This window comes from Arthrobacter sp. UYEF36 (assembly GCF_040547025.1).
In the GTDB taxonomy this organism is placed as follows: Bacteria; Actinomycetota; Actinomycetes; order Actinomycetales; family Micrococcaceae; genus Arthrobacter.
Genome location: NZ_JBEPOX010000001.1, coordinates 23,501 through 41,998 on the forward strand (window position 1 = coordinate 23,501; position 18,498 = coordinate 41,998).

Genomic DNA, 18,498 nt, shown 5'->3' on the forward strand with positions numbered 1-18,498 from the left:
GGAGCTGGAAGACCCGAGTTTCTCGCTGACCACGAGTGCTTGCGGGCTGATGCGGGTGCCCGTCCTAGGATGAAGGGGATGACCACCACAAACACCGCACCCTTCAGCTTCCGCAGCATCGCCGTCCCCGCGTTCGGCCCGGCCCTGCTGTTCAGCATCGGCGAGGGCGCCATTTTGCCCGTGGTGGCGCTGTCCGCCCGTGGCCTTGGCGCGTCGGTGGCCGTCGCCGCCCTGGTGGTCACCCTGATCGGCCTGGGCTCCTGGTTCTTCAACCTGCCCGCCTCGCTCATCACCCTGAAGTTCGGCGAACGCTGGGCGATCGTCGGCGCCGCGGCGGCCAGCGCCGTCGCCCTCTCCGCCGCGGCCCTGGCCCCGCTGGTCTCGGGAGGGCTCTGGCTGCTCGCCGCGGCGATGCTGGTGGTCGGCATGGCCTCGAGCGTCTTCAGCCTGGCCCGGCAGAAGTACCTGACCGAAGCGGTGCCGGTGATCCTCCGGGCCCGGGCCCTGTCCACGCTCGGTGGCGTCAACCGGATCGGCATTTTCATCGGGCCGTTTATCGGCGCCGCCGCGATGCAGTTCGTCGGCATCACCGGCGCCTACTGGGTGGGCGTCGCCGCGATGGCCGCGGCCGCCGTCGTATCCGTGCGCATCCCGGACCTTGTGGCCAAGCCCGCGGCGGACGACGGCGTCCCCGTCCAGCAGGCGACGCTGCGCAGCGTCGCCGTCTCCCACGCGGGGGTGTTCCTGAGCGTGGGCATGGGGGTGCTGCTGCTCAGTGCGCTGCGCGCGTCCCGGCAGGTGGTGATCCCGCTGTGGGCCGAGCACCTCGGGATGGACGCGACGCAGGCCTCGCTGATCTACGGGCTCTCCGGCGCGATCGACATGCTGGTGTTCTATCCGGCCGGGAAGCTGATGGACCGCAAGGGCCGGCAGTGGGTGGCCATCCCGTCGACCCTCATCATGGGCACGGCCATGCTGCTGATCCCGCTCAGCACCGGCTTCGTGGGGCTGCTGCTCGCGGCCCTGCTGATCGGGTTCGGCAACGGCATCAGCTCGGGCCTGAACATGACGCTGGGGGCCGACTTTTCACCCGACAACGGCCGCGGCCAGTTCCTGGGCATCTGGCGGTTCATGGCCGACGCCGGGGCCACCGGCGGCCCGGTGCTGCTCTCCGGTGTGACCGCCGTGGCCTCTCTCGGGGCGGGGGTGGCCGCCACCGGGGCGCTGGGCTTCGCTGCCGCCTTGGTCTTCGCCGTCACCATTCCCAGGCTGAAGCACCGGCGCAACTACTGACGGGTCCGGTCCACGCATGCACCGGAACCAACTGCCCTCTGGCGCAGTAGACCGTGCCAGCGTAGATTCCGCCCATGGCAAAGGATCCTGTTGAGACGAATCCGGAGAATTACCGGGTGGTATTTGAGAACGATCGGGTGCGTGTGCTCGAGTACACGGACGGCCCCGGTCACACGACAACGGAGCACCATCATCCCGACACTGTGATGCTTACGACCAGCGCCTTCCGGCGCCGGCTTTCCTCGAACGGTAAGACCCTTGAGGTGGAGTTGCCGGCCGGCGTGGCCCGGTGGGTGCCGGCCCAGGACCATTCCGGAGAAAACATCGGGGAGACGGACACCCACGCTTTTTTTGTGGAGCTCAAGGAAGCCGCTCCGGGTTCGTCCCGTGAGAGGGGTGATCATCTGGGGCCCACCGGATCGTAGAACATCCCGTGGCGCAGCCGAACGAGCTTGCATGCCCGCCCTGTCAGCCCTGCGGCAGAGCCCCGCCCGAGCGCTGGATCGCCGCCGCGAAGACCGGCAGGGCCCGCTGGATCATGTCCTCGGACGCGGTGAGCGAGATCCGGAAATAGCCCGGGGTCTCGAACAGGGTGCCGGGCAGCACGAAGACGTCCTGGTCCGCGAGGGCGGAGGTGAACTGCTCGTCGTCGTCGGCCGGGGTGCGGACGAACAGGTAGAACGCCCCCTCCGGCCGCGTGACCTGGTACCCCATGCCGGCCAGCGCCTCCACCATCAGGTCGCGTTTGCGTTGCAGCTGCCCGACGTCGATCGAGAACTGTTCCAGCCGCGGCAGCGCATACTGCAGCAGGGCGTTGGGGTAGATCCAGCCCATCGCCATCTGCAGGGCGCTGATCGCCTCCCGCAGCGGGCCGCGGTCCGGCATGGTGGGCGGCAGCGCCAGGTAGCCGATCCGCTGCCCGGGCGCCAGATGGGTCTTGCCGTACGAGTAGGCCAGGAGGGTGTATGGATAATATTCGGCGGGGCTGTGGAACCGGGCGCCGTCGTAGACGATCCGGTTGTACGGCTCGTCGGAGAGCAGGTAGACCCGCCGCCCGTTGCTGCGCGAGGCCCCTTCCAGCATGGCGGCCAGGTCCTTCAGCAGCGACGGCGGGTAGATCCGGCCGGTCGGATTGTTGGGCGTGTTGACGATCACCACCCGGGTCCGCGGGGTGATGGCCGCCCCCAGCGCCGCCAGATCGACGTCGAACGTCTCGGGCTCGCAGCGGATCTTGACCGGCACCAGCCCGGCCTCGAGCACGAGCGGTTCGTAGAAGAACCAGGGCGGCAGGGTGAAGATGACCTCGTCGCCGGGATCGGCGACGGCCTTCAGCGCCAGCGGAAGCGCGGTGAAGCCGCCCGTGGTGAGGTGGATGTCCGCCGGCTCGAAGGGCATGCCCAGCAGGCGCTGCAGGGACGCCGCCGCCGCGGCCTGCGCTTCCGGTTCGTTGGTCTTGTAGGCAAACCAGCGCTCATTCCGGGGCGTCAACGCGTCCGCCAGGGCCTCGACGTAGGCGGCCTGCGGCATCTGGTGCGGGTTGCCCAGGGCCAGGTCGCAGATCCCCGGCACGTGCTGGCGCCGGGCGTAGACGGAGTCGCGGAGGAAGGTGTTGATCCGCTGTTGCGACGGGACGGACGCGAGGGTGGTGGCGCGCCGTGAAACGCTCGGTGAAGTTCCCGGTGAAACCGGAGAATCAGAGCTCATGACACTCCCTCAAGACGTGGCGGCTTGACCGGGGTGGGTCCGGCGCTGCGGGGCCAGTGGCTGTGCGGGACTAATTGTGGCCCTCGGCGGGCCGGATGTAAACGGGTCCGGGGTCGGGTGGCGGTCCTCAACCGGGAGCGGGTACCCGCGGGGCGAGTTACGAGTACCCGCTACTCGGGCGGAAGCCAAGGGGGGCTTAGTACGGTCGGGCGAGTGCGCCGGTGCATCCGACAAAACCGGCCCTACGTGGGGCGGCAGGAGTGCCGCCGTCAGGGTTCGCCCGTGACTATTTGCCGCGCATGGTCTCCGCCCGGAAGGGTGATGCGTTTCGACGTAAAAAATGGAGGAGAAACTCATGTTTGGAAAGACGCCCCGCCGGTTCGCCCCGGCAGCAGCCCTGTTAGCTGCCCTCACGCTCGCAGCACCGCAATCTGCCTTCGCCGCGGAGCCCGTGTTGGAATACCCTGGCTGCGACGGCTTCGCCATCACCATTTCGGGCACTGGCGGTAACCAGGCGGTGAGGTTGCTCCGGGATAAGGACGGTGTCACCTACACCATTATTGGCGGACACGGCACAGTCCTGACAGTCGGCAAGGCCGGAACAGATAAGTCAGTGACGTTTCCCACCAACGGATCAGTCACGAAGATTACCAGCTACCCGGACGGCACAGCTGATTTCCAGCTGACGGGGAAGAACTTGTTTGTCCTTTTCCCAACGGATGAACCCGGACCCTCCACCGTCCTCTATACCGGTCGCGTCACGTTCAGCAACGATGCCACCGGTGTTTCTACAGTGACGAGTACCTCTGGTACGCAGAGAGACATCTGCGCAGAACTAGCCGCCCTCTAGGTTTACACCTCCGGGGACGACGGGTGGGTGAACGTGCTAGCGCGCTGGGGTCTTTGACTCAAAGATGAGGACCTCCGGTTGCGCCAAACTGAACAAAGAACGGCCCCGCACGCGCTGGCGTGCGGGGCCGTTTTAGGCTGCTCCGGTGAGCGGCGGGGTGTGCTCGGAAAAAGCCCAGTGCTGGCCGTAGCCGTCCCAGACGTTCCGGAGCGGACCGTTGCGGATGATCAGCCAGCCCGCCGGGAGCATAAACACGGCCACGACGAGGAGGGCGGCGACGACGTCGGCGGGCCGGTGCCACTGGTTGATCAGCGTGGACACCCCGGTGGCGAGGTTGGCGCCCACGCGTGCCGCCACGGCGATCCCCGCCGTCCCTTCACCCCACCGCCGGCTCCCGCCTCGCGTGGCCGGTGGCCTGCTCGAAGCCGTAGGCCACCTGGAGCAGCTCGAAATCCTGCCCGTGGTTCATGGCCAGCTGCAGCCCCACCGGCAGGCCGCCGTCGCTGAACCCTGCCGGGACCGAGATGGCAGGGATGCCGGTCGCGGAGATCAGGCAGGCCGAGCGCATCCAGTCCAGGTAAGTCTCGAACTCGACGCCGTTGATGGACGTCGGGTACCGCAGGGACGCCTCAAAGGGCAGCAACTGCGCGGTGGGGCTGGCGAACACGTCATACCGGCCGAAGAAGCGCCGCACGCTGGTGTCCAGCCGGGTCCGGGCGAGGGCTGCGGAGACCAGGTCCTGGCCGCTGAGTGCCCGGCCCCTGTCCACGTTCCAGCGCACCTCGGGCTTGACCACGTCCAGGTGCTTGGCCACCAGCTCACCCAGGGCCAGGGCAAAATCGAACGCCCGGGTGGTGCCGAACACTTCATCCGCGTCCCGCAGGTCCGGCGCGGCTTCCTCCACGGTGGCGCCGAGATCCTCGAAGATCCGCAGCTGGCTTTCCAGGACGCGCAGCACCTCCTTCTCCACCGGCACGCCCAGGCCGAAGTCCGGCGACCAGCCAATCCGCAGGCCGGTCAGGTCGCGCCGCAGCGGTTCGGTGAATCGCCCGGCCGCCACCGGAGCGGCGTAGGGCACGGCGGCGTCCGGCCCGGCCACGGCCGCCATGGCCAGGGCAATGTCTTCCACGTCGCGGGCCATGGTGCCGGTCCGGGCGAGCCAGGCCCACGCGTTGCGGGTCGGCGCCACCGGGATCACGCCCACCGACGGCCGGAACCCCACCACGTTGCAGAACGACGCCGGGATCCGCAGCGAGCCGCCCATATCGCTGCCGTCACCGAGCGGCTGGATACGGGCCGCGATGGCGGCGGCCGCGCCGCCGCTGCTGCCGCCGGCGCTCTTAGCCGTGTCGTAGGGGTTGACGGTGGTGCCGAAGACGTCGTTGAAGGTGTGCGAGCCCGCCGCGAACTCCGGCACGTTGGTCTTGCCGGTGGTGACCACCCCGGCCGCCTTGAACCTGGCGATGATGAGGTCATCAAAGTCCGGCACAAAATCCCGGAAGATGACCGAGCCCTGCGTGGTCCGCAGGCCCTTGGTGTTGTTGGTGTCCTTGTGCGTCATGGGCAGGCCATGGAGCGGCGGGAGCTCCGCCCCGGAGGCGGTGAGCGCGTCGGCGGCCGCGGCCAGCGCCGCAGCACCCTCGCGGTCCTCGGTCACCACGGCGTTGAGCTGTCCGTTCACGGCGTCGATCCGGGCGAAGTGCGCATCGAGGGCCTCCCGTGCGGAGATGTCCCGACGCCGGATGGCCGCGGTCAGCTCCGTGGCGGACAGCGCGCTGATGCCGTCGGCGGCCGCGAAGGCCGCTGGGCGTGTGGCCGGGCCGGTCCCGGACCGGGCCGCCGCCTCGGTCATAGCGCGGCCCCGGACCGGCCCACCCGGGAGAGCAGGGAGGTCAAGGCGGCGCGGAGGCCCGTGCTCAGGGTCGGCTCGATGTCCGGTGCGAAGTACGGAGAGTGGTTCCCGGGAAGGGGAGTCTCGGCGTCGAGCCTTTCCTGCGTGTAGGCACCGAACATCCAGTACACGGACGGTACCTCCAGCACCTCGGCGAGGAGCCCGAAGTCCTCGCTGCCCATCACCGGCGGGACCACGTTGACGCAGTCCTCGCCGAGGGCGGCCTGGAACTCGCTGATCAGGGAGTCAGCGGAGGCGGGGTCGTTGTAGCACCGCGGGAAGCTGGAGATTTCCTCGATCTCGGGGGCGGGGGCTCCGGAGGCATCCGCTTCGGCGTGCAGTATGCGTCGCAGGGAATCGAGCACGCGGGTGCGGACGTCGACGTCGAACGTCCGGACATTGACGGAGAATTCAGCCGTGGCCGGGATGATGTTTTCCTTCAGCCCGGCATGGAAGGTGCCCACGGTCACCACGGCGGACTTCATCGGGTGGACCTCGCGGGAGACGATGGTCTGCAGCCGCACCACCATGTGGGCGCCGAGGACGATCGGGTCGATGGACTGTTCCGGCTGGGAGCCGTGCGCCTGGCGGCCGTGGACGGTGATCTTCCAGGAGTCGGCCATGGCCATGGCCGTACCGCTGCTGATGTTGACTGTCCCGGACAGGCCCGGCCAGACATGCTGCCCGTAGATAATTTCCGGCTTCGGGGCCTTGTCCCAGAGCCCGTTTTCGATCATGGCCTTGGCCCCGGCGGCGGTTTCCTCGCCGGGCTGGAAGATGAAGACCACGGTCCCGGACCACGCGTCTAGGTTTTCGCTCAGCAGTTGGGCGGCCGTCAGGGCGACGGTCATGTGGGTGTCGTGGCCGCAGCCGTGCATCACCGGGACGGCCGTGCCGTCCGCGAGCGTGCCCGTGGCGGTGCTGGCGAACTCCAGGCCGGTGTCTTCCTTCATCGGCAGGCCGTCGGTGTCCGCGCGGTAGCCCACGACGGGTCCAGTCCCGTTGCGCAGGATCCCCACGACGCCGGTGCCGCCGCAGATAAACGTGTCCAGGCCCAGCACGTCGAGCTTTTGCTGGATGAACGCCGCTGTGTTGGTCTCCTGCATGGAGAGTTCAGGATGGGTGTGAAGGTGGCGGTAAAGCTCGTGCATTTCGGCCCGGCGGGTGTCGGTGAGTTCAAACAAGGCAGTGCTGGTGGTCATGGTGTTCCTTCCGGAAGAGTTCGGAGTTCGGTTCGGGGCGCTCTGTGGGCTTGGTTCAGCGGCCCTGGTTCGCTGGGTGCAGATGCGCCTAGTTCACGAGGGTGGCGGCGGGCGCGTGCTTGCGGGGCCGCAGGAACCACGCCAGGGCCGCCGTCAGCAGGACCACGATCCCGGTGGCCGGCTTGGCGAGCGCCGGGACGGCGGGGACCAAGACGAAGAGGACGACGACGGCGACGAGGACGGCGATAACCGTCACCCGGGGCTGCTTCATGGTGACGACGAGCTGGACCAGAACCGCGCCGATGATGCTGGGGAAGATGTAAAGCCGGGCGACGTCGACGACGCCGGCCGGGATGACGCTGACCAGCCAGGTGCCGAGCACACCGACGAACAGCAGCATCGAGAACACGTGCACCATCGCGGCTCCGCAGATGGCCATGAGGGCCGCAAACTCGCCGCGTTTGGTGCCTGCCTTGGCGCCAATGGTTGCTTGGGCCACGAGGGCCGACGGGAGCAGCTTGTTGGCGATGTTGCCGATCATAAAGGCCTGGTACATCGCGGCCGGGCCGAGGACCGGGTAGTAGGTGATGGGCTCGACAAACCACAACACGAAGAACGCGGCCGCGACGGCGAAGAAGGCCGTCCAGACCTGGCCGGAGGTGATGCCCAGATCGCCGAAGAGGACCAGGTAGAGCGGAGCCGCGAGCGAGAGGATGAGCGCGGAGCCCATGGTGATCTGGCCCCAGCGGGAGGTGGTGCGGTCGAATTCAAGGAGGGTCGCGGCGCGTGAGGCATCAGTAGCGAGAGCAGTCATGAAAATCAATCCTTTCGAGACGGGAGATGGCTGGAATTCGCTGCCTAGGCAGCCATGCCGGACGTGTGGGCGGCGTAGGCGACGAACAGGCCAACCAGGATCGAGATCCCGAGTCCCCATTCCCGGAGCCACGCGACGTCGAACTTCTTGGCCAGCGCGAGGCAGATGCCCATGACCAGGGCGGACACGATGACCGTGATGATATGCACGGGGGTCTTGCCGAGCTCCGCGATGCCAAGGCTGGCGAACGCCCCAATCAGGGCCGCCGCGGGAACGATCGCCATCAGGGCCGGGTTGACCCTGCGCAGTTTCGAATCACCGCGCCGGAGGATCGGGGTGAGGATCAACGTCGAAATCATCCACATGGCACCGGACATGCTCATCGCCATGAACGCCACCGCAAAGACGCCCTGGTTGTAACCCGGGCCGCCGAGCGTTGCCCCCATGGTGGTGGCGGCGAGGCTCGCCGATGCGGATTCTGTGGCTGCGGAACCCACCAGGCCGATCCGCACCAGCACCGCGGGCGTCCCGAACAGTGTCATCAGCGCAATGCTGACCAGCACGACGGCGAGGGACGGGCCGATCGCCGCCACGCCCCCGGCACGGAATGCTTGTTTCAACTCGGTCTGGGAAATGTCAGCAGCCGGCCCGGCCTTCCTGGCGGCGCGCATGTAGATGACGGATTGGAGAATGATGGCCCCGAAGACACCGATGGCCAGAACCCACAGGACGGGGATGTTGGCGATCGAGAGGATGTCCGTGGAGGCCCCGGGAGTTTCTGCAGTAGTCATGGATGCTCCGATGCTGGATGAGGATGCGAGCGGATAAGGGAATGGCGTGCTGCTGGGTGAATGAAGCTCAGGTCAGGTCAGGTCAGGTCAGGTCTGCGGGGGACGGCTCGGTGCGGTCGAGCAGGGTCAGCGTCTGCGCCAGGGCGCCGACGCCGGTGGCAATGTCCGCGAAATCGGTCCATTCCTCCGGGCAGTGGCTCTTGCCAGCCCTGGAGGGGACAAAAATCATGCCCATCGGCGCCAGCGCCGCCATGTGAACGGCGTCGTGGGTGGCCCCGCTGGGGATGGGCATCCACGGAATGCCGATGGCGTCGGCGGCCGCGGCGGCGACGTCGTGGATACGGGGGTGGGCGTGAACCACGGTGTTGTCGGTGGTCCAGTCGAACTCGACGTCGACCCCCAGATTCCGGGCGTTGGCCAGGATCTCCTCGGCCAGGCGGCCGCGGACCCCGCTGAGCCAGGCGGTGTCGACGCTCCGGACTTCGCTGGTCATCCGGACGAGGGACGGGACCACGTTGGGCGACCGCGACTCGGATTCGATGCGGGTGGTGGTGGCGACCCCGTGGTTGGGGGCTCCGCAGCCTTCGCGGCGGACCGAGAGCACCGCTTCGGCCGCGGCGACCATGGCGTCCTTTCGATCATTCATCGGCCGGGTGCCGGCGTGGTCGGGGCTCCCCGTGAAGGTTGCGACGAGCCGCTCGATCCCGGTGATCGCGGTGACGATGCCCAGCGGCAGCTGGCGCTGTTCCAGCGTGGGGCCCTGTTCGATGTGCAGCTCGATGAAGGCATGGAGCGGTGCGGTGCGGGCCCAGCGTGTCTGGAGCACGGCCGCGGGATCGAGCCCGAAGTCCCGGTACGCCTGGCCGAGGCTGGCGCCGCGGTAATCCTGCCGGTCAAAGTCGGCGGGGGTTAGTTCGCCGGCGATGGCCCTGCTGCCCAGACAGCTGAGGCCGAAGGCATTGGATTCCTCGCCGAGGAAGTCCACCACCAGAAGGTCGCGGCTGAGCCGTTGCCCGGATTCCCGAAGCAGCTGCACGGCTTCCAGCGCGCCGAGCACCCCCACGACGCCGTCGAAACGGCCGCCGCCGTCGACCGTGTCCGTGTGTGAACCGGTCACCAGCGCCGGGGCCTTGGGGTCTGTGCCGGCGAGCCGGCCGACGATATTGCCGGCGGAGTCCACCTGGACCTCCAGCCCCGCGGCAGCCATCCGTCCGGAAACCCACTGCCGGGACTCCCGGTACGCCTCGCTGAACACCTCCCTGGTCCAGCCGGGCCGGGCCGTTTCCCGGTACTTGGCCAGTTCCAGGATGCCGTCACCGAGTCGGTCGGCGGCTTCCTGGCTCTGAACGGTGAGGTCGAGCATCGGGCTCCTTCGTCGAGCATCGGTCCGGACATGCGACGGTTAGTGCAATCGATTGCGCTGCGCCGGTTGCAGGACGGAGCGGAGGGAAGAGTTACGTACATCACACTAGAATCCTGCTGTTTCGTCAAGGTTTCTTCCCGATTAATATTTGGATGATCATGCTGGTCTGGTGAAATGGCGCAAACCTTTGCATTGATTTCAACCGGATGGCTCTAGACTTCAGGGAACACTCGAAGGGGGCACTACCATCGCCGATTCACCCGCACCCGGGCGCTCCAAGCCCGTCACGCTGGCCACGGTGGCCCGTCACGCCCAGGTGCATGTCTCCACCGCCTCCCGGGCGCTCAGCGACGACCCCGCGGGGATCAGCACCGAGACCGTCCGGCGCGTGCGCGAGCTCGCTGCCATGCTCGGTTACCACCGCAATCTGGGCGCCGCCGGGCTCCGGACCGGAAATTCACGACTGATTGGCGTATTGGTTCCCCGCCTGACCGATCTGGCGCTCGCCACGATCTACGAGAGCATTGACGCGACTGCGGAGTCGGCCGGCTACAGCACCGTGGTAGCGAACACCTACGACGACCCCGAGCAGCGCCGGGCCCGGCTCGATGCCATGCTGTCCCGGCGGATGGACGGGGTGATTATTGGGGATTCGCACATCGGTGACACGGCCGGCTACGAGCTGCAGAGCCGCGGCGTCCCCTATGTGCTCGTGATGCGCCGGCTGGAGGGTCATCTGTCCGTGGCGACCGACGACGAGCTTGGCGGCAGACTGGCCGCGCAGCACCTTTTGGAGTTGGGTCACAAGCGGGTCGGCATCATCGCCGGGGACCTGCTGGCGAGCACCGGACGGGAACGGTCCCAGGGCTTCCGGCGTGCGTTCGAAGCCGCGGGCTATCCGGTGGAGGACCCGTATGTGGTGAGCACCGGATTCGGCACGGCTGCCGGTCGCGTGGCCGGAGCGCAGCTGCTGGCACTGCCCGAGCCGCCCACGGCGATCTTTGCCGTGGACGACCTCACCGCCCTTGGTGCGATGGGTGCCATCCGGGCCGCCGGAAAAAGGCTGCGAGAAGATGTAGCGCTCATCGGCTACAACGACCTCATCCTGGCCGCCAACCTGCCCGTCCCGCTCACGTCAGTGCGTTCGGACCTGAAGGCCATGGGCCGGCTCAGCGTCGAGGCCCTGCTGCAGGGGATCGGCGGCAAAACGGCGAGCTCAACGCTGCTCCCGCCGGTCCTGGTGCCGCGGGCGACGACGGTGGCTGACTAGTTGAAATTCCCACTGACGTCGTGAATGCGCCCGATGGGTGAGCGGCCTTTGATGCCGCTGTGGGGTCTGTGGTGAACGTAGTGGTGGCCCAAGTCCGGGTGCCGAACCAGAAGCCGGCCGCGGTGTCCTTCCTTCCACGGCTCGCCGCCGGTGGTGGAGGTCCCGCAGGCTCACTCCAGGTGCGGATAGCCTGCCAAGATCAGGCCGGCCGTGGCAATGCCATGCCCTGCGGCAGGACACCTCTGTAACGGAAAGCGAGCACATTCGTCGTGACATCTGGCCCCCACCCCCACCCCGTGCCGGAGACCTCTGTGGCCGGCAGCCCGGCCATCCACGTTCAGCAAGAGAAAGCAGCCGACCTGTTCTGGCAGGTCGCCGCCGTCGTCGCTTTGTTCTTCGTCGCGGTGATTATCGCTATCGCCATCGGAGTCCCCATCCTGCTGATGCTGATGTTCTGGAACCCCTGGCTGCTGTTCCTGCTGGTGATGGTTGCCGGCGGGGTTTGGCTTCTGGTAAAGACGGTGGCTGCGGTGCGGAACATGGCCTGGCGCTCGCGGCACCGCTCGCGCTTTGAGCTGCGCCAGGCCGGGATCGAGACGACGGAGTGGAACACCCTGGGCGCAGACTTCCCGGTGCGCCGGACGATTCCCTTCGACTCTGTGACCGGGGTGGTGGCCTCCTACCGGATCGTGCGCCGCATGGTCCGCGTGAACCGCATGATCCCCATGGGAAACGGCCCCCGCACGATCACCGAGACGGCACCGGTCCTCCATGTCCTGTTCCACCAGGATGGGCGGCGACAGATCACCAGCATCCCGTTCACCTCCCATCAGGACCCCGGTGTGGACACCTGGATCGCGGAGCTCCGGAAGCGCGGCGTGGAGCTGGGCTACACCTCCAGGTTCCTCGTCTGGCAGGACGAGAAATACCTCAGCGATGAGGCCCGGCTCGAGTACTTCAAGACGACCGGGGAGGTCATTCCCTTTCCGGAGGCGGGCGGCTGGCTGGAGAACGTGGTTCCGCTGGACCATCTCTGGTCCGGGCACACCAGACAGCTCCAGGAACAGGCGGAACAGCGGGACCCTGCGCTGCGGGCCGCCCGCCTGAAACCCACGGCCAGGGACTGGCTCAGGGGTGCCTGGTTTGCCACCATGTACGCCTTGGGGTCCAGCTACCTTCTCCTGCATCTGGTGAACGACGGGACGCTGCCCGCGGGCAGCTGGCCGCTCGGGGTCGGCGTGATCCTGCCGGCCGCTGCGCTGTTTTTCCTGCCGCTGCGCCACGGCCTGCGCTGGTATCACGCGCTGGGCTGCTGGCTTCTGCTGCTGGTCATCTCCTTCACCGGCGTGGTGAACACCCTCGAGGTCATGCCCGCGGCCGAGCAGGTGGCCCTGGCCCTATTGGGGTTGACCGCCGTGTCTCCGGCGCTGTTGTGGATCCCGTACCTGCTGGTGAAACGGACGGCGCTCAGCGGCGGGACGCGCTCCGCCGTCGTGCCGCATGCCCGAACAGCCACACGCCGGTGACGGTGGCGAGGTAGCCGGCGATGACGATCAGCGCGGTCCCGGCCCAGAAATAGTGGGTGGTGCTGCCTGCGAGGCCCGTGGCGGCGACGCTGAGCAGTGAAAAGGCGGCCACGGCGGCTGCGAGGAGCCCGGCAATCAGCGGCAGCGCCAGCCACAGCCGGGAGGAAGCCCAGTGCCGCCCGTAGCCGTCCCAGACGTTCCAGCGCGGACCCTTGCGGATGATCAGCCAGCCAGCCGGGAGCATAAACACCGCCACCACGAGGAAAGCGGCGACGACGTCGGCGGGCCGGTGCCACTGGTTGATCAGCGTGGACACCCCGGTGGCGACGGCGAAGCTGCCGCCCAGAAAACCGACGAGCGGGCGCCAGCGCGGGGAGACCATCAGGAACACCGCGGCCGCGGCCGAGGCCGCCAGGGTGGTGTGGCCGGAGGGCAGCGAGTTCAGCTCCAGGGTCTCGATCCCGCGGTAGGGCCGGTCCGGGACAATGTCCTTCAGGATCTGGGTGGCCACGTTGGCGCCCACGCAGGCCGCCACGGCGATCCCCGCCGCGGTCCAGCGCCGCTTCACGACGGTGACGATCAGGACCACCACCGCGGAGATCAGCAGGGACAGCGCGGGCAGCGAGTCGAGGAGCCTGTTGGCGGCTTTGCCGGCGGTGCCGTGGGTTTCGACCGCCTCCACGAGGGCCGATTCGTCGATGAACTGGCCCGTGGTGGTGCGGACGAAGAAGTAGTAGGTCGCGGCCAGCGCCGCCATGCTGGCGAGGGTGGCCAGGAAGAACAGGAACCCGGTTCCCCAGCCCTGGCGGCCGGCGGGCTCCGCCGGGGTGCCCTCGCGGCTGCTCTCGCGGGTGCCCGGGCGGGTGCCCGCGGCGCGCGGGGACGCCGGCTGCGGGTACGCCGAAGCCGGCTGCATACTGGTGTGTTCCTGCCGAAAAATCATCCATCTCAGGTTCCCACAGAACCCTGCGAACTTTCTGAGGGCACCCCGCTGCGGCGCACGGGTAGTGTTTTGGCCATGGACACCGCCACGCCGCATCCGGACCCAGCCTTCCCCCGCTTCCACCCGCGGCCCGCGCACGGCTGGATCAACGACCCCAACGGCCTGAGCTACGTGGACGGCCGCTACCACGTGTTTTTCCAGTACAACCCGGACTCGGCGCGGCACCACAGCATCTGCTGGGGGCACCTGAGTTCCCCCGACCTGGTCCACTGGGACGAGGAGCCGGTGGCGCTCCGGCCCCAGCCCGGCGGGCCGGACGCGCTGGGCTGCTGGTCCGGTGTGGTGACCGACGACGGCGGCGTCCCCACCGCCGTGTACTCCGGCGTCGACACCGTGGGCGGCCACTCCCGCGTGGTCCTGGCCCGCGCGGATGAGGCCCTGCGCAGCTGGACCCAGGACGGGCACGTCGCGGCAGAGGTGCCCCCCGACCCGCAGGTCACCGCCGTCCGCGACCCGTTCCTCTTCACTTTCCAGGGCCGCCGCTTCGCCCTCCAGGGCGCCGGGCTCGCCTCCGGCCACGCCGCCGTGCTGCTCTACAGCGTGGAGGACCTCCGCCACTGGAGGTACGAGGGGATCTGGTTCAGCTCGGAGGACCCGCTCGCGGCCCGGCACCTGCCCGCGGAAATCTGGGAATGCCCGCAGCTGGTCCGGGTCCCGGATTCCTCCGGTGCGGAGACCTGGGTGCTGATGGCCTCGCTGTGGCTCGCGGCCGACCACCACGACCACCCCAACGGCGTCGGCTACCTCCTCGGCTCGCTGGCGCCGGACCCCGCCGGGCTGCCGGTGTTCACGCCGGCGTCGGGCGGGAAAGCCGACCTGGGCCGGGACTTCTACGGCCCGCAGCTCCTCTCCCTGCCGGACCGGGCGCTGCTCTGGGGCTGGTCCGGTGAGGCGGAGGACCGCGAGGACCGGCCCGGACGCAGCCAGGCGGACACGGACGACGCCGGCTGGGCCGGGATCCTGACGTTCCCGCGCCAGCTGTCCGTGCACGGCGAAGTCCTCGCCGTCGAGCCTGCCCCCGAACTCCGTGCGTACCGCGGCGCCCGGCTGCACCACGGCGCGGCGGGAACCGTGCCCCTGCCGGCCGCGGCGGAGGTCCGGGTGGCCGGGGGAGAGGGCACCCTCCGGCTGGTCCTCGTCTCGGCGGAGCGGCGGCGGACCGTGTTCGCCGACGCCGTGGCGGGCGGCGACGAACTGCGGATCTTCATTGACGCCTCGATCGTGGAGGTCTACCGCCACGGCTCCGTGCCCACGACGCTGCGCGCCTACCCCGGCCCGGGCGAGGAATGGCAGCTCGAGCTGCCGCACGGCGCCGCGGCGGACGTCTGGGAACTCCGGCACCCGGAGGGGCCGGAAACGGTCCGGTAGACGACGGCTTTCCCGCCGGCGGATGGCTACCTGGTACTCAGGCCAAGGCGGCGAGGAGAGAGGCGCAGGCTGTTTCGCACCGGCGGCAGGCCTCGGCGCAGATCCTGCAGTGCTCGTGCATACCGGAGTGCTTCTCGCACTCTTCGGCACAGGCGGCGCAGGCGGTGCGGCAGGCCTCCAGAATTGCGTGGCTGATGCCCGCGTTGGACGCTGTTTGGCGGGTCATGACAGCACCGGTGGCGGCACAGATGTCCGCGCAGTCCAGATCCATGCGGATGCACGGGACAAGGTCGGCAACCATGTCTTCGGCCAAGCACGCGTCAGCGCAAGCTGTGCAGGTCATGGCGCACTCAAAGCACGCGGCGACGCATTCGGCCAGCATTGTTTTCTCCGCACCTTCCGCAGCCTGCGGGTGAACGTCGAGCATGGCAGTGATGTGGTGGGTCATGATGCAGCTCCTCACGGGTGACGGGCGGCCGGCCAGCCCGGCCGTCATGCCCACCCTAATCCCGTGACGCTCACGCCGTCATCCCTTCTCAGGACAGCCACCCGGGGTGGGGTCAGGAGGCGCCGGCGGGCCGGAACGTGACTCCGCCGTCGGTGGAGACGAGGAGCCCGCTGGCCGTGGCGGCCCAGATGGTAAGGCCTGCCTCCGCGCCCTTGACTGCTGCCACAGCCTGGACCGTGTCCTGGATTTTGCCCTTTCGGGACCAGGTCGCGCCGGCGTCCGCCGAGACGTGGATTGTCCCGTCGGGTTCGATCCCGACCGCCTCGGCGGGGCTGGCGAAGGCGGCAAACTGGACCACGGGTGCGGCACTTACCGTACTCCAGGTCTTACCGCCGTCCGTTGACCGGCGGATCCCTTGTGGAGTGGTTGCCAGGACAGTGTCGCTGGTGGGGTTTCCGGCGAGTGCGGCCGGGACGAAATCGGCAGCCACGCTGTTCCAGGTTTTCCCGTCCGGGCTGGTGCGCAGTGCGCCGTCGAAGCCGACGATGCCGGATTTGGTCGCGGTGAGTGCGTGGAAGTCGGATTCGCCCTGACGGGAGAGCTTTTCCCAGGTTTTACCGCCGTCGGTGGATTTGATCAGCCCGAGCGGGTTGGCCAGGTCGGAGCCTTGTCCGGGGTGTCCGGAAGCGTAGAGGACCCCGTGGTCGGTGCCGCCGGTGAAGCCCATCAGGTCGTTGGTGGGGCCGATTTTGGCAGCGGGTTGGTTCGTGACGTCGAACAGGCCATCGTGGGTGGCCAGGAGCACCTGGCCGGTTGTGCTGCTGACGCTCAGCCCGTGAACGTGCGCGTCCGGCAGGGGACTGCCGGTGCTGCCTGAGGGGAAGGGGCCTGCCGTGACGGCGGACGGGCTGCATGCTGACAGGGCAAGGATGAGGCCGGCGGCGGATGCCAGAGCAGCTGCGGCGCGGACGCGGGGGCGGGAGGGAATAGGCATGGGGGCTCCAGGGATTCAGTGGGTGTGGCGGGGGTGGGCGCCGGCCCGTGCGCCGGCCCGTGAGGGTCCGGCGCCGGAGGACACACCGGTCAGAGAGTGGCCAGCAGGTCCTGCATTTCCTTGATTTCGGCTTCCTGGGCGGTCACGATGTCTTTGCTTAGTTGGACCGCGTCGGCGTTCTTGCCCTGGGACATTTCGGTCCGGGCCATGATGACCGCGCCCTGGTGGTGCGCAACCATCTGCGTCAGGAAGAGCTTGGCCGCTTCGGTGCCCTGGGCGACGTCGAGCTGCTTCATGTCATCCTCGCCCATCATGCCGTCCTTGTTGTGGCCGGCACCCATGGTCGGGGATTCGTTCCAGGCCGTGAGCCAGCCGGCCATCGTTTCGATTTCCGGTGCCTGGGCTGCTTTGATCCGTGTGGCCAGGTCGGTGACCGACGCGGGGATGTCGTTCTTCTGGAGTATCGTCTCGCTCATTTCCACGGCCTGTTCGTGGTGCGGGATCATTCTCTGGGCGAAGATGGTGTCGGCTTCATTGTGTTCGGCAGCGACAGCCGGTGCACTGCTGGACATCATCCCGGCGCCCGGGTCCATTCCCGGCATCGAGCTGGCAGAGGAGGCAGGGCTGCTGGACGTGACGGGCGGTGCGGAGGGGCTGGTTGAGCAGCCGGCGAGGGCGAGTGCCCCGGCGATGGCGGCCGAGGAAAGGGTCAGAAACTTTGTGTTCATCATGGCTTTTCAAGTCCTTTAGGACATTAGGGGGCGCGTGGGCGCCAAGGGTGAGTGCATTAGCGATGCGCCCGGCTCAGAAGCGAGTCAGGCAGGAACGGGCGCCGGTCAGGTCACAGCGCGGGGCCCCTGTTTTACGTTCGGCTGATGCAGAGCCGGCCCGGTGAAGGGCTGCCGGGAAGATAGGACCAAAGCGCGCCCATAGTGCTCTGCATCCCTGGGTTGGTGTGCCGGGCGATGACTCCGGTGCCCGGCAGCGGGGCTGCCAAGGAACCGGTTTTCGCCGACGGGGTGCAGGATGCGGTCATGGACTGCCTGCTGGTGCAGTGGTTCGAGTCCGTGCACTGCACGGTCCGGGCAACCGCTTCGTCCTGCGCTGCGGGCATCTCCGGGGATGGTCCCGCAGGATGTTCTCCCGCGTGGCCGGCACGGGGTGAGTCCTGATGGGCGGCGCTGATAGTTGCTGCCGCCGCGGCCGGGGAGTGCATGGCATGGGTCGCGGTCATGACGTGCATACCCAAAATCCCGGCGATGAGGGCCAGGACGGCGGTAAGCAGGCCCGCAAAGCGAAGGAACGCGATCGCGGCGGTGTGTGCCGGTGCGGTCATGACGGTCCTTCCTTCCTGTGGCGGGCTATCTGTTTCAAGGCTACCGGCCCTGCGGAAGGGCGCCTACCGGTACAACGATCCTGTACCGGATTCTGTTTCTGCCGCCGGCCGGTGCACGTGGTCGGGACTTTCGATCTTGCGGGAAAAACCTTGCGCGGACCACACTAAGGGCAACAGTTGCAGGATTTGGCGGAGGGCGGCGCTCGTGGGCGGCGACGACGGTGTACCCAGGACGGTCCGGGGCAGGCTCCACTCGCTGTGGCACACGGTGGTCGGGGCGGTGGGCCTGCTCATGGGCCTCCTTCCACACGTGCTGCACCACATCGGACTGCTCGCCGGAACCGCACTGGTGGCCGGGTCCGGCGGCACCGCACTCTTCGGGGTGCTCGGGCTTCTGGCATCCATTCCCATGCTGGTGCGCCTCTACCGCCGGTTCGGCAGCTGGGTCGCGCCGGCGCTGGGACTGGCCGTCTTCGCTGCCATGTTCTCCCTGTCAGCGTTTGTCATTGGCCCGGCAATCAGCGGCACCGGAGCGGACGTGACCCCGGGCCCCGTACCCACCCCGGGCCACACCGGCGAGCACACCGGAGGCCACTGAACACGCCTGGGCACGCGGGAACCACGTCCTTGACCGGAGCCAAGGAC

The 18,498-nt window shown here is 68.2% G+C and carries 18 protein-coding genes and 1 pseudogene; 7 read left to right on the top strand and 12 right to left on the bottom strand.

Translation table 11 applies throughout. The annotated features are described in order from the left end of the window. Positions 1-78: 78 nt before the first annotated feature. Positions 79-1,293 carry an MFS transporter gene (locus ABIB29_RS00095; RefSeq protein WP_354168880.1) on the top strand — a complete coding sequence of 405 codons (1,215 nt, stop codon included), beginning with the start codon at positions 79-81 and terminating at the stop codon, positions 1,291-1,293. A gap of 74 nt (positions 1,294-1,367) precedes the next feature. Beyond that, the gene (locus ABIB29_RS00100; RefSeq protein ID WP_354168883.1) at positions 1,368-1,718 is read left to right on the top strand and encodes a cytoplasmic protein; all 351 of its coding nucleotides are present in this window, start codon (positions 1,368-1,370) and stop codon (positions 1,716-1,718) included. A 43-nt stretch (positions 1,719-1,761) separates the two neighbouring features. On the opposite strand, the gene ABIB29_RS00105 is transcribed toward ABIB29_RS00100, so the two are convergent. After that, positions 1,762-2,997 (bottom strand): aminotransferase class I/II-fold pyridoxal phosphate-dependent enzyme, encoded by a 1,236-nt coding sequence (locus tag ABIB29_RS00105; RefSeq protein WP_354168885.1) that lies wholly within the window; start codon positions 2,995-2,997, stop codon positions 1,762-1,764. Positions 2,998-3,337: 340 nt separating this feature from the next. On the opposite strand from ABIB29_RS00105, the gene ABIB29_RS00110 reads away from it, so the two are divergent. Continuing rightward, the gene (locus ABIB29_RS00110; RefSeq protein ID WP_354168888.1) at positions 3,338-3,847 is read left to right on the top strand and encodes a hypothetical protein; all 510 of its coding nucleotides are present in this window, start codon (positions 3,338-3,340) and stop codon (positions 3,845-3,847) included. A 135-nt stretch (positions 3,848-3,982) separates the two neighbouring features. On the opposite strand, the pseudogene ABIB29_RS00115 reads toward ABIB29_RS00110, so the two are convergent. The 6 genes and pseudogenes from ABIB29_RS00115 to ABIB29_RS00140 form a co-directional block, all read right to left on the bottom strand. Beyond that, positions 3,983-4,180: pseudogene (locus ABIB29_RS00115) on the bottom strand (phosphatase PAP2 family protein); the annotation flags it as partial. Between the two features lie 43 nt (positions 4,181-4,223). Continuing rightward, positions 4,224-5,699, bottom strand: coding sequence for an amidase (locus ABIB29_RS00120; protein ID WP_354168891.1), 1,476 nt, complete (start codon positions 5,697-5,699; stop codon positions 4,224-4,226). Beyond that, complete coding sequence (locus tag ABIB29_RS00125; RefSeq protein ID WP_354168893.1) at positions 5,696-6,940, bottom strand: amidohydrolase; 1,245 nt, start codon at positions 6,938-6,940, stop codon at positions 5,696-5,698. The genes ABIB29_RS00120 and ABIB29_RS00125 overlap by 4 nt, the downstream gene beginning before the upstream one ends. Before the next feature lie 88 nt (positions 6,941-7,028). Next, positions 7,029-7,754, bottom strand: coding sequence for a hypothetical protein (locus ABIB29_RS00130; RefSeq protein ID WP_354168896.1), 726 nt, complete (start codon positions 7,752-7,754; stop codon positions 7,029-7,031). A 44-nt stretch (positions 7,755-7,798) separates the two neighbouring features. Further along, entirely contained in the window at positions 7,799-8,545 is a 747-nt protein-coding gene (locus ABIB29_RS00135) for a DUF5058 family protein (protein WP_354168899.1), read from the bottom strand. Between the two features lie 82 nt (positions 8,546-8,627). Then, positions 8,628-9,908: a M20 family metallo-hydrolase gene (locus ABIB29_RS00140; protein WP_354168902.1), complete on the bottom strand. Its 1,281-nt coding sequence runs from the start codon at positions 9,906-9,908 to the stop codon at positions 8,628-8,630. A gap of 298 nt (positions 9,909-10,206) precedes the next feature. On the opposite strand from ABIB29_RS00140, the gene ABIB29_RS00145 reads away from it, so the two are divergent. Together ABIB29_RS00145 and ABIB29_RS00150 are read left to right on the top strand one after the other, a co-directional pair. Continuing rightward, complete coding sequence (locus tag ABIB29_RS00145; protein WP_354168904.1) at positions 10,207-11,178, top strand: LacI family DNA-binding transcriptional regulator; 972 nt, start codon at positions 10,207-10,209, stop codon at positions 11,176-11,178. Between the two features lie 296 nt (positions 11,179-11,474). Continuing rightward, complete coding sequence (locus ABIB29_RS00150; protein ID WP_354168907.1) at positions 11,475-12,704, top strand: hypothetical protein; 1,230 nt, start codon at positions 11,475-11,477, stop codon at positions 12,702-12,704. Here the strand turns inward: ABIB29_RS00150 and ABIB29_RS00155 are convergent. After that, positions 12,646-13,647: a phosphatase PAP2 family protein gene (locus ABIB29_RS00155; RefSeq protein WP_502915526.1), complete on the bottom strand. Its 1,002-nt coding sequence runs from the start codon at positions 13,645-13,647 to the stop codon at positions 12,646-12,648. The two genes, ABIB29_RS00150 and ABIB29_RS00155, sit on opposite strands and share 59 nt — an antisense overlap. 75 nt (positions 13,648-13,722) lie before the next feature. Here ABIB29_RS00155 and ABIB29_RS00160 point away from each other — a divergent pair, with 75 nt between their 5' ends. Next, positions 13,723-15,075 carry a glycoside hydrolase family 32 protein gene (locus ABIB29_RS00160; protein WP_354168910.1) on the top strand — a complete coding sequence of 451 codons (1,353 nt, stop codon included), beginning with the start codon at positions 13,723-13,725 and terminating at the stop codon, positions 15,073-15,075. A 37-nt stretch (positions 15,076-15,112) separates the two neighbouring features. Here the strand turns inward: ABIB29_RS00160 and ABIB29_RS00165 are convergent, their stop codons facing one another. From ABIB29_RS00165 to ABIB29_RS00180, 4 genes are all read right to left on the bottom strand, one after another. Continuing rightward, positions 15,113-15,523 (bottom strand): four-helix bundle copper-binding protein, encoded by a 411-nt coding sequence (locus ABIB29_RS00165; RefSeq protein ID WP_354168913.1) that lies wholly within the window; start codon positions 15,521-15,523, stop codon positions 15,113-15,115. A gap of 112 nt (positions 15,524-15,635) precedes the next feature. Next, positions 15,636-16,517 carry a F510_1955 family glycosylhydrolase gene (locus ABIB29_RS00170; RefSeq protein ID WP_354168916.1) on the bottom strand — a complete coding sequence of 294 codons (882 nt, stop codon included), beginning with the start codon at positions 16,515-16,517 and terminating at the stop codon, positions 15,636-15,638. A gap of 89 nt (positions 16,518-16,606) precedes the next feature. Next, positions 16,607-17,248: a DUF305 domain-containing protein gene (locus tag ABIB29_RS00175; protein WP_354168919.1), complete on the bottom strand. Its 642-nt coding sequence runs from the start codon at positions 17,246-17,248 to the stop codon at positions 16,607-16,609. Positions 17,249-17,379: 131 nt separating this feature from the next. Next, the gene (locus tag ABIB29_RS00180; RefSeq protein ID WP_354168922.1) at positions 17,380-17,853 is read right to left on the bottom strand and encodes a hypothetical protein; all 474 of its coding nucleotides are present in this window, start codon (positions 17,851-17,853) and stop codon (positions 17,380-17,382) included. Between the two features lie 205 nt (positions 17,854-18,058). Here ABIB29_RS00180 and ABIB29_RS00185 point away from each other — a divergent pair, with 205 nt between their 5' ends. Then, complete coding sequence (locus ABIB29_RS00185; protein WP_354168925.1) at positions 18,059-18,451, top strand: hypothetical protein; 393 nt, start codon at positions 18,059-18,061, stop codon at positions 18,449-18,451. Positions 18,452-18,498 lie beyond the last annotated feature (47 nt).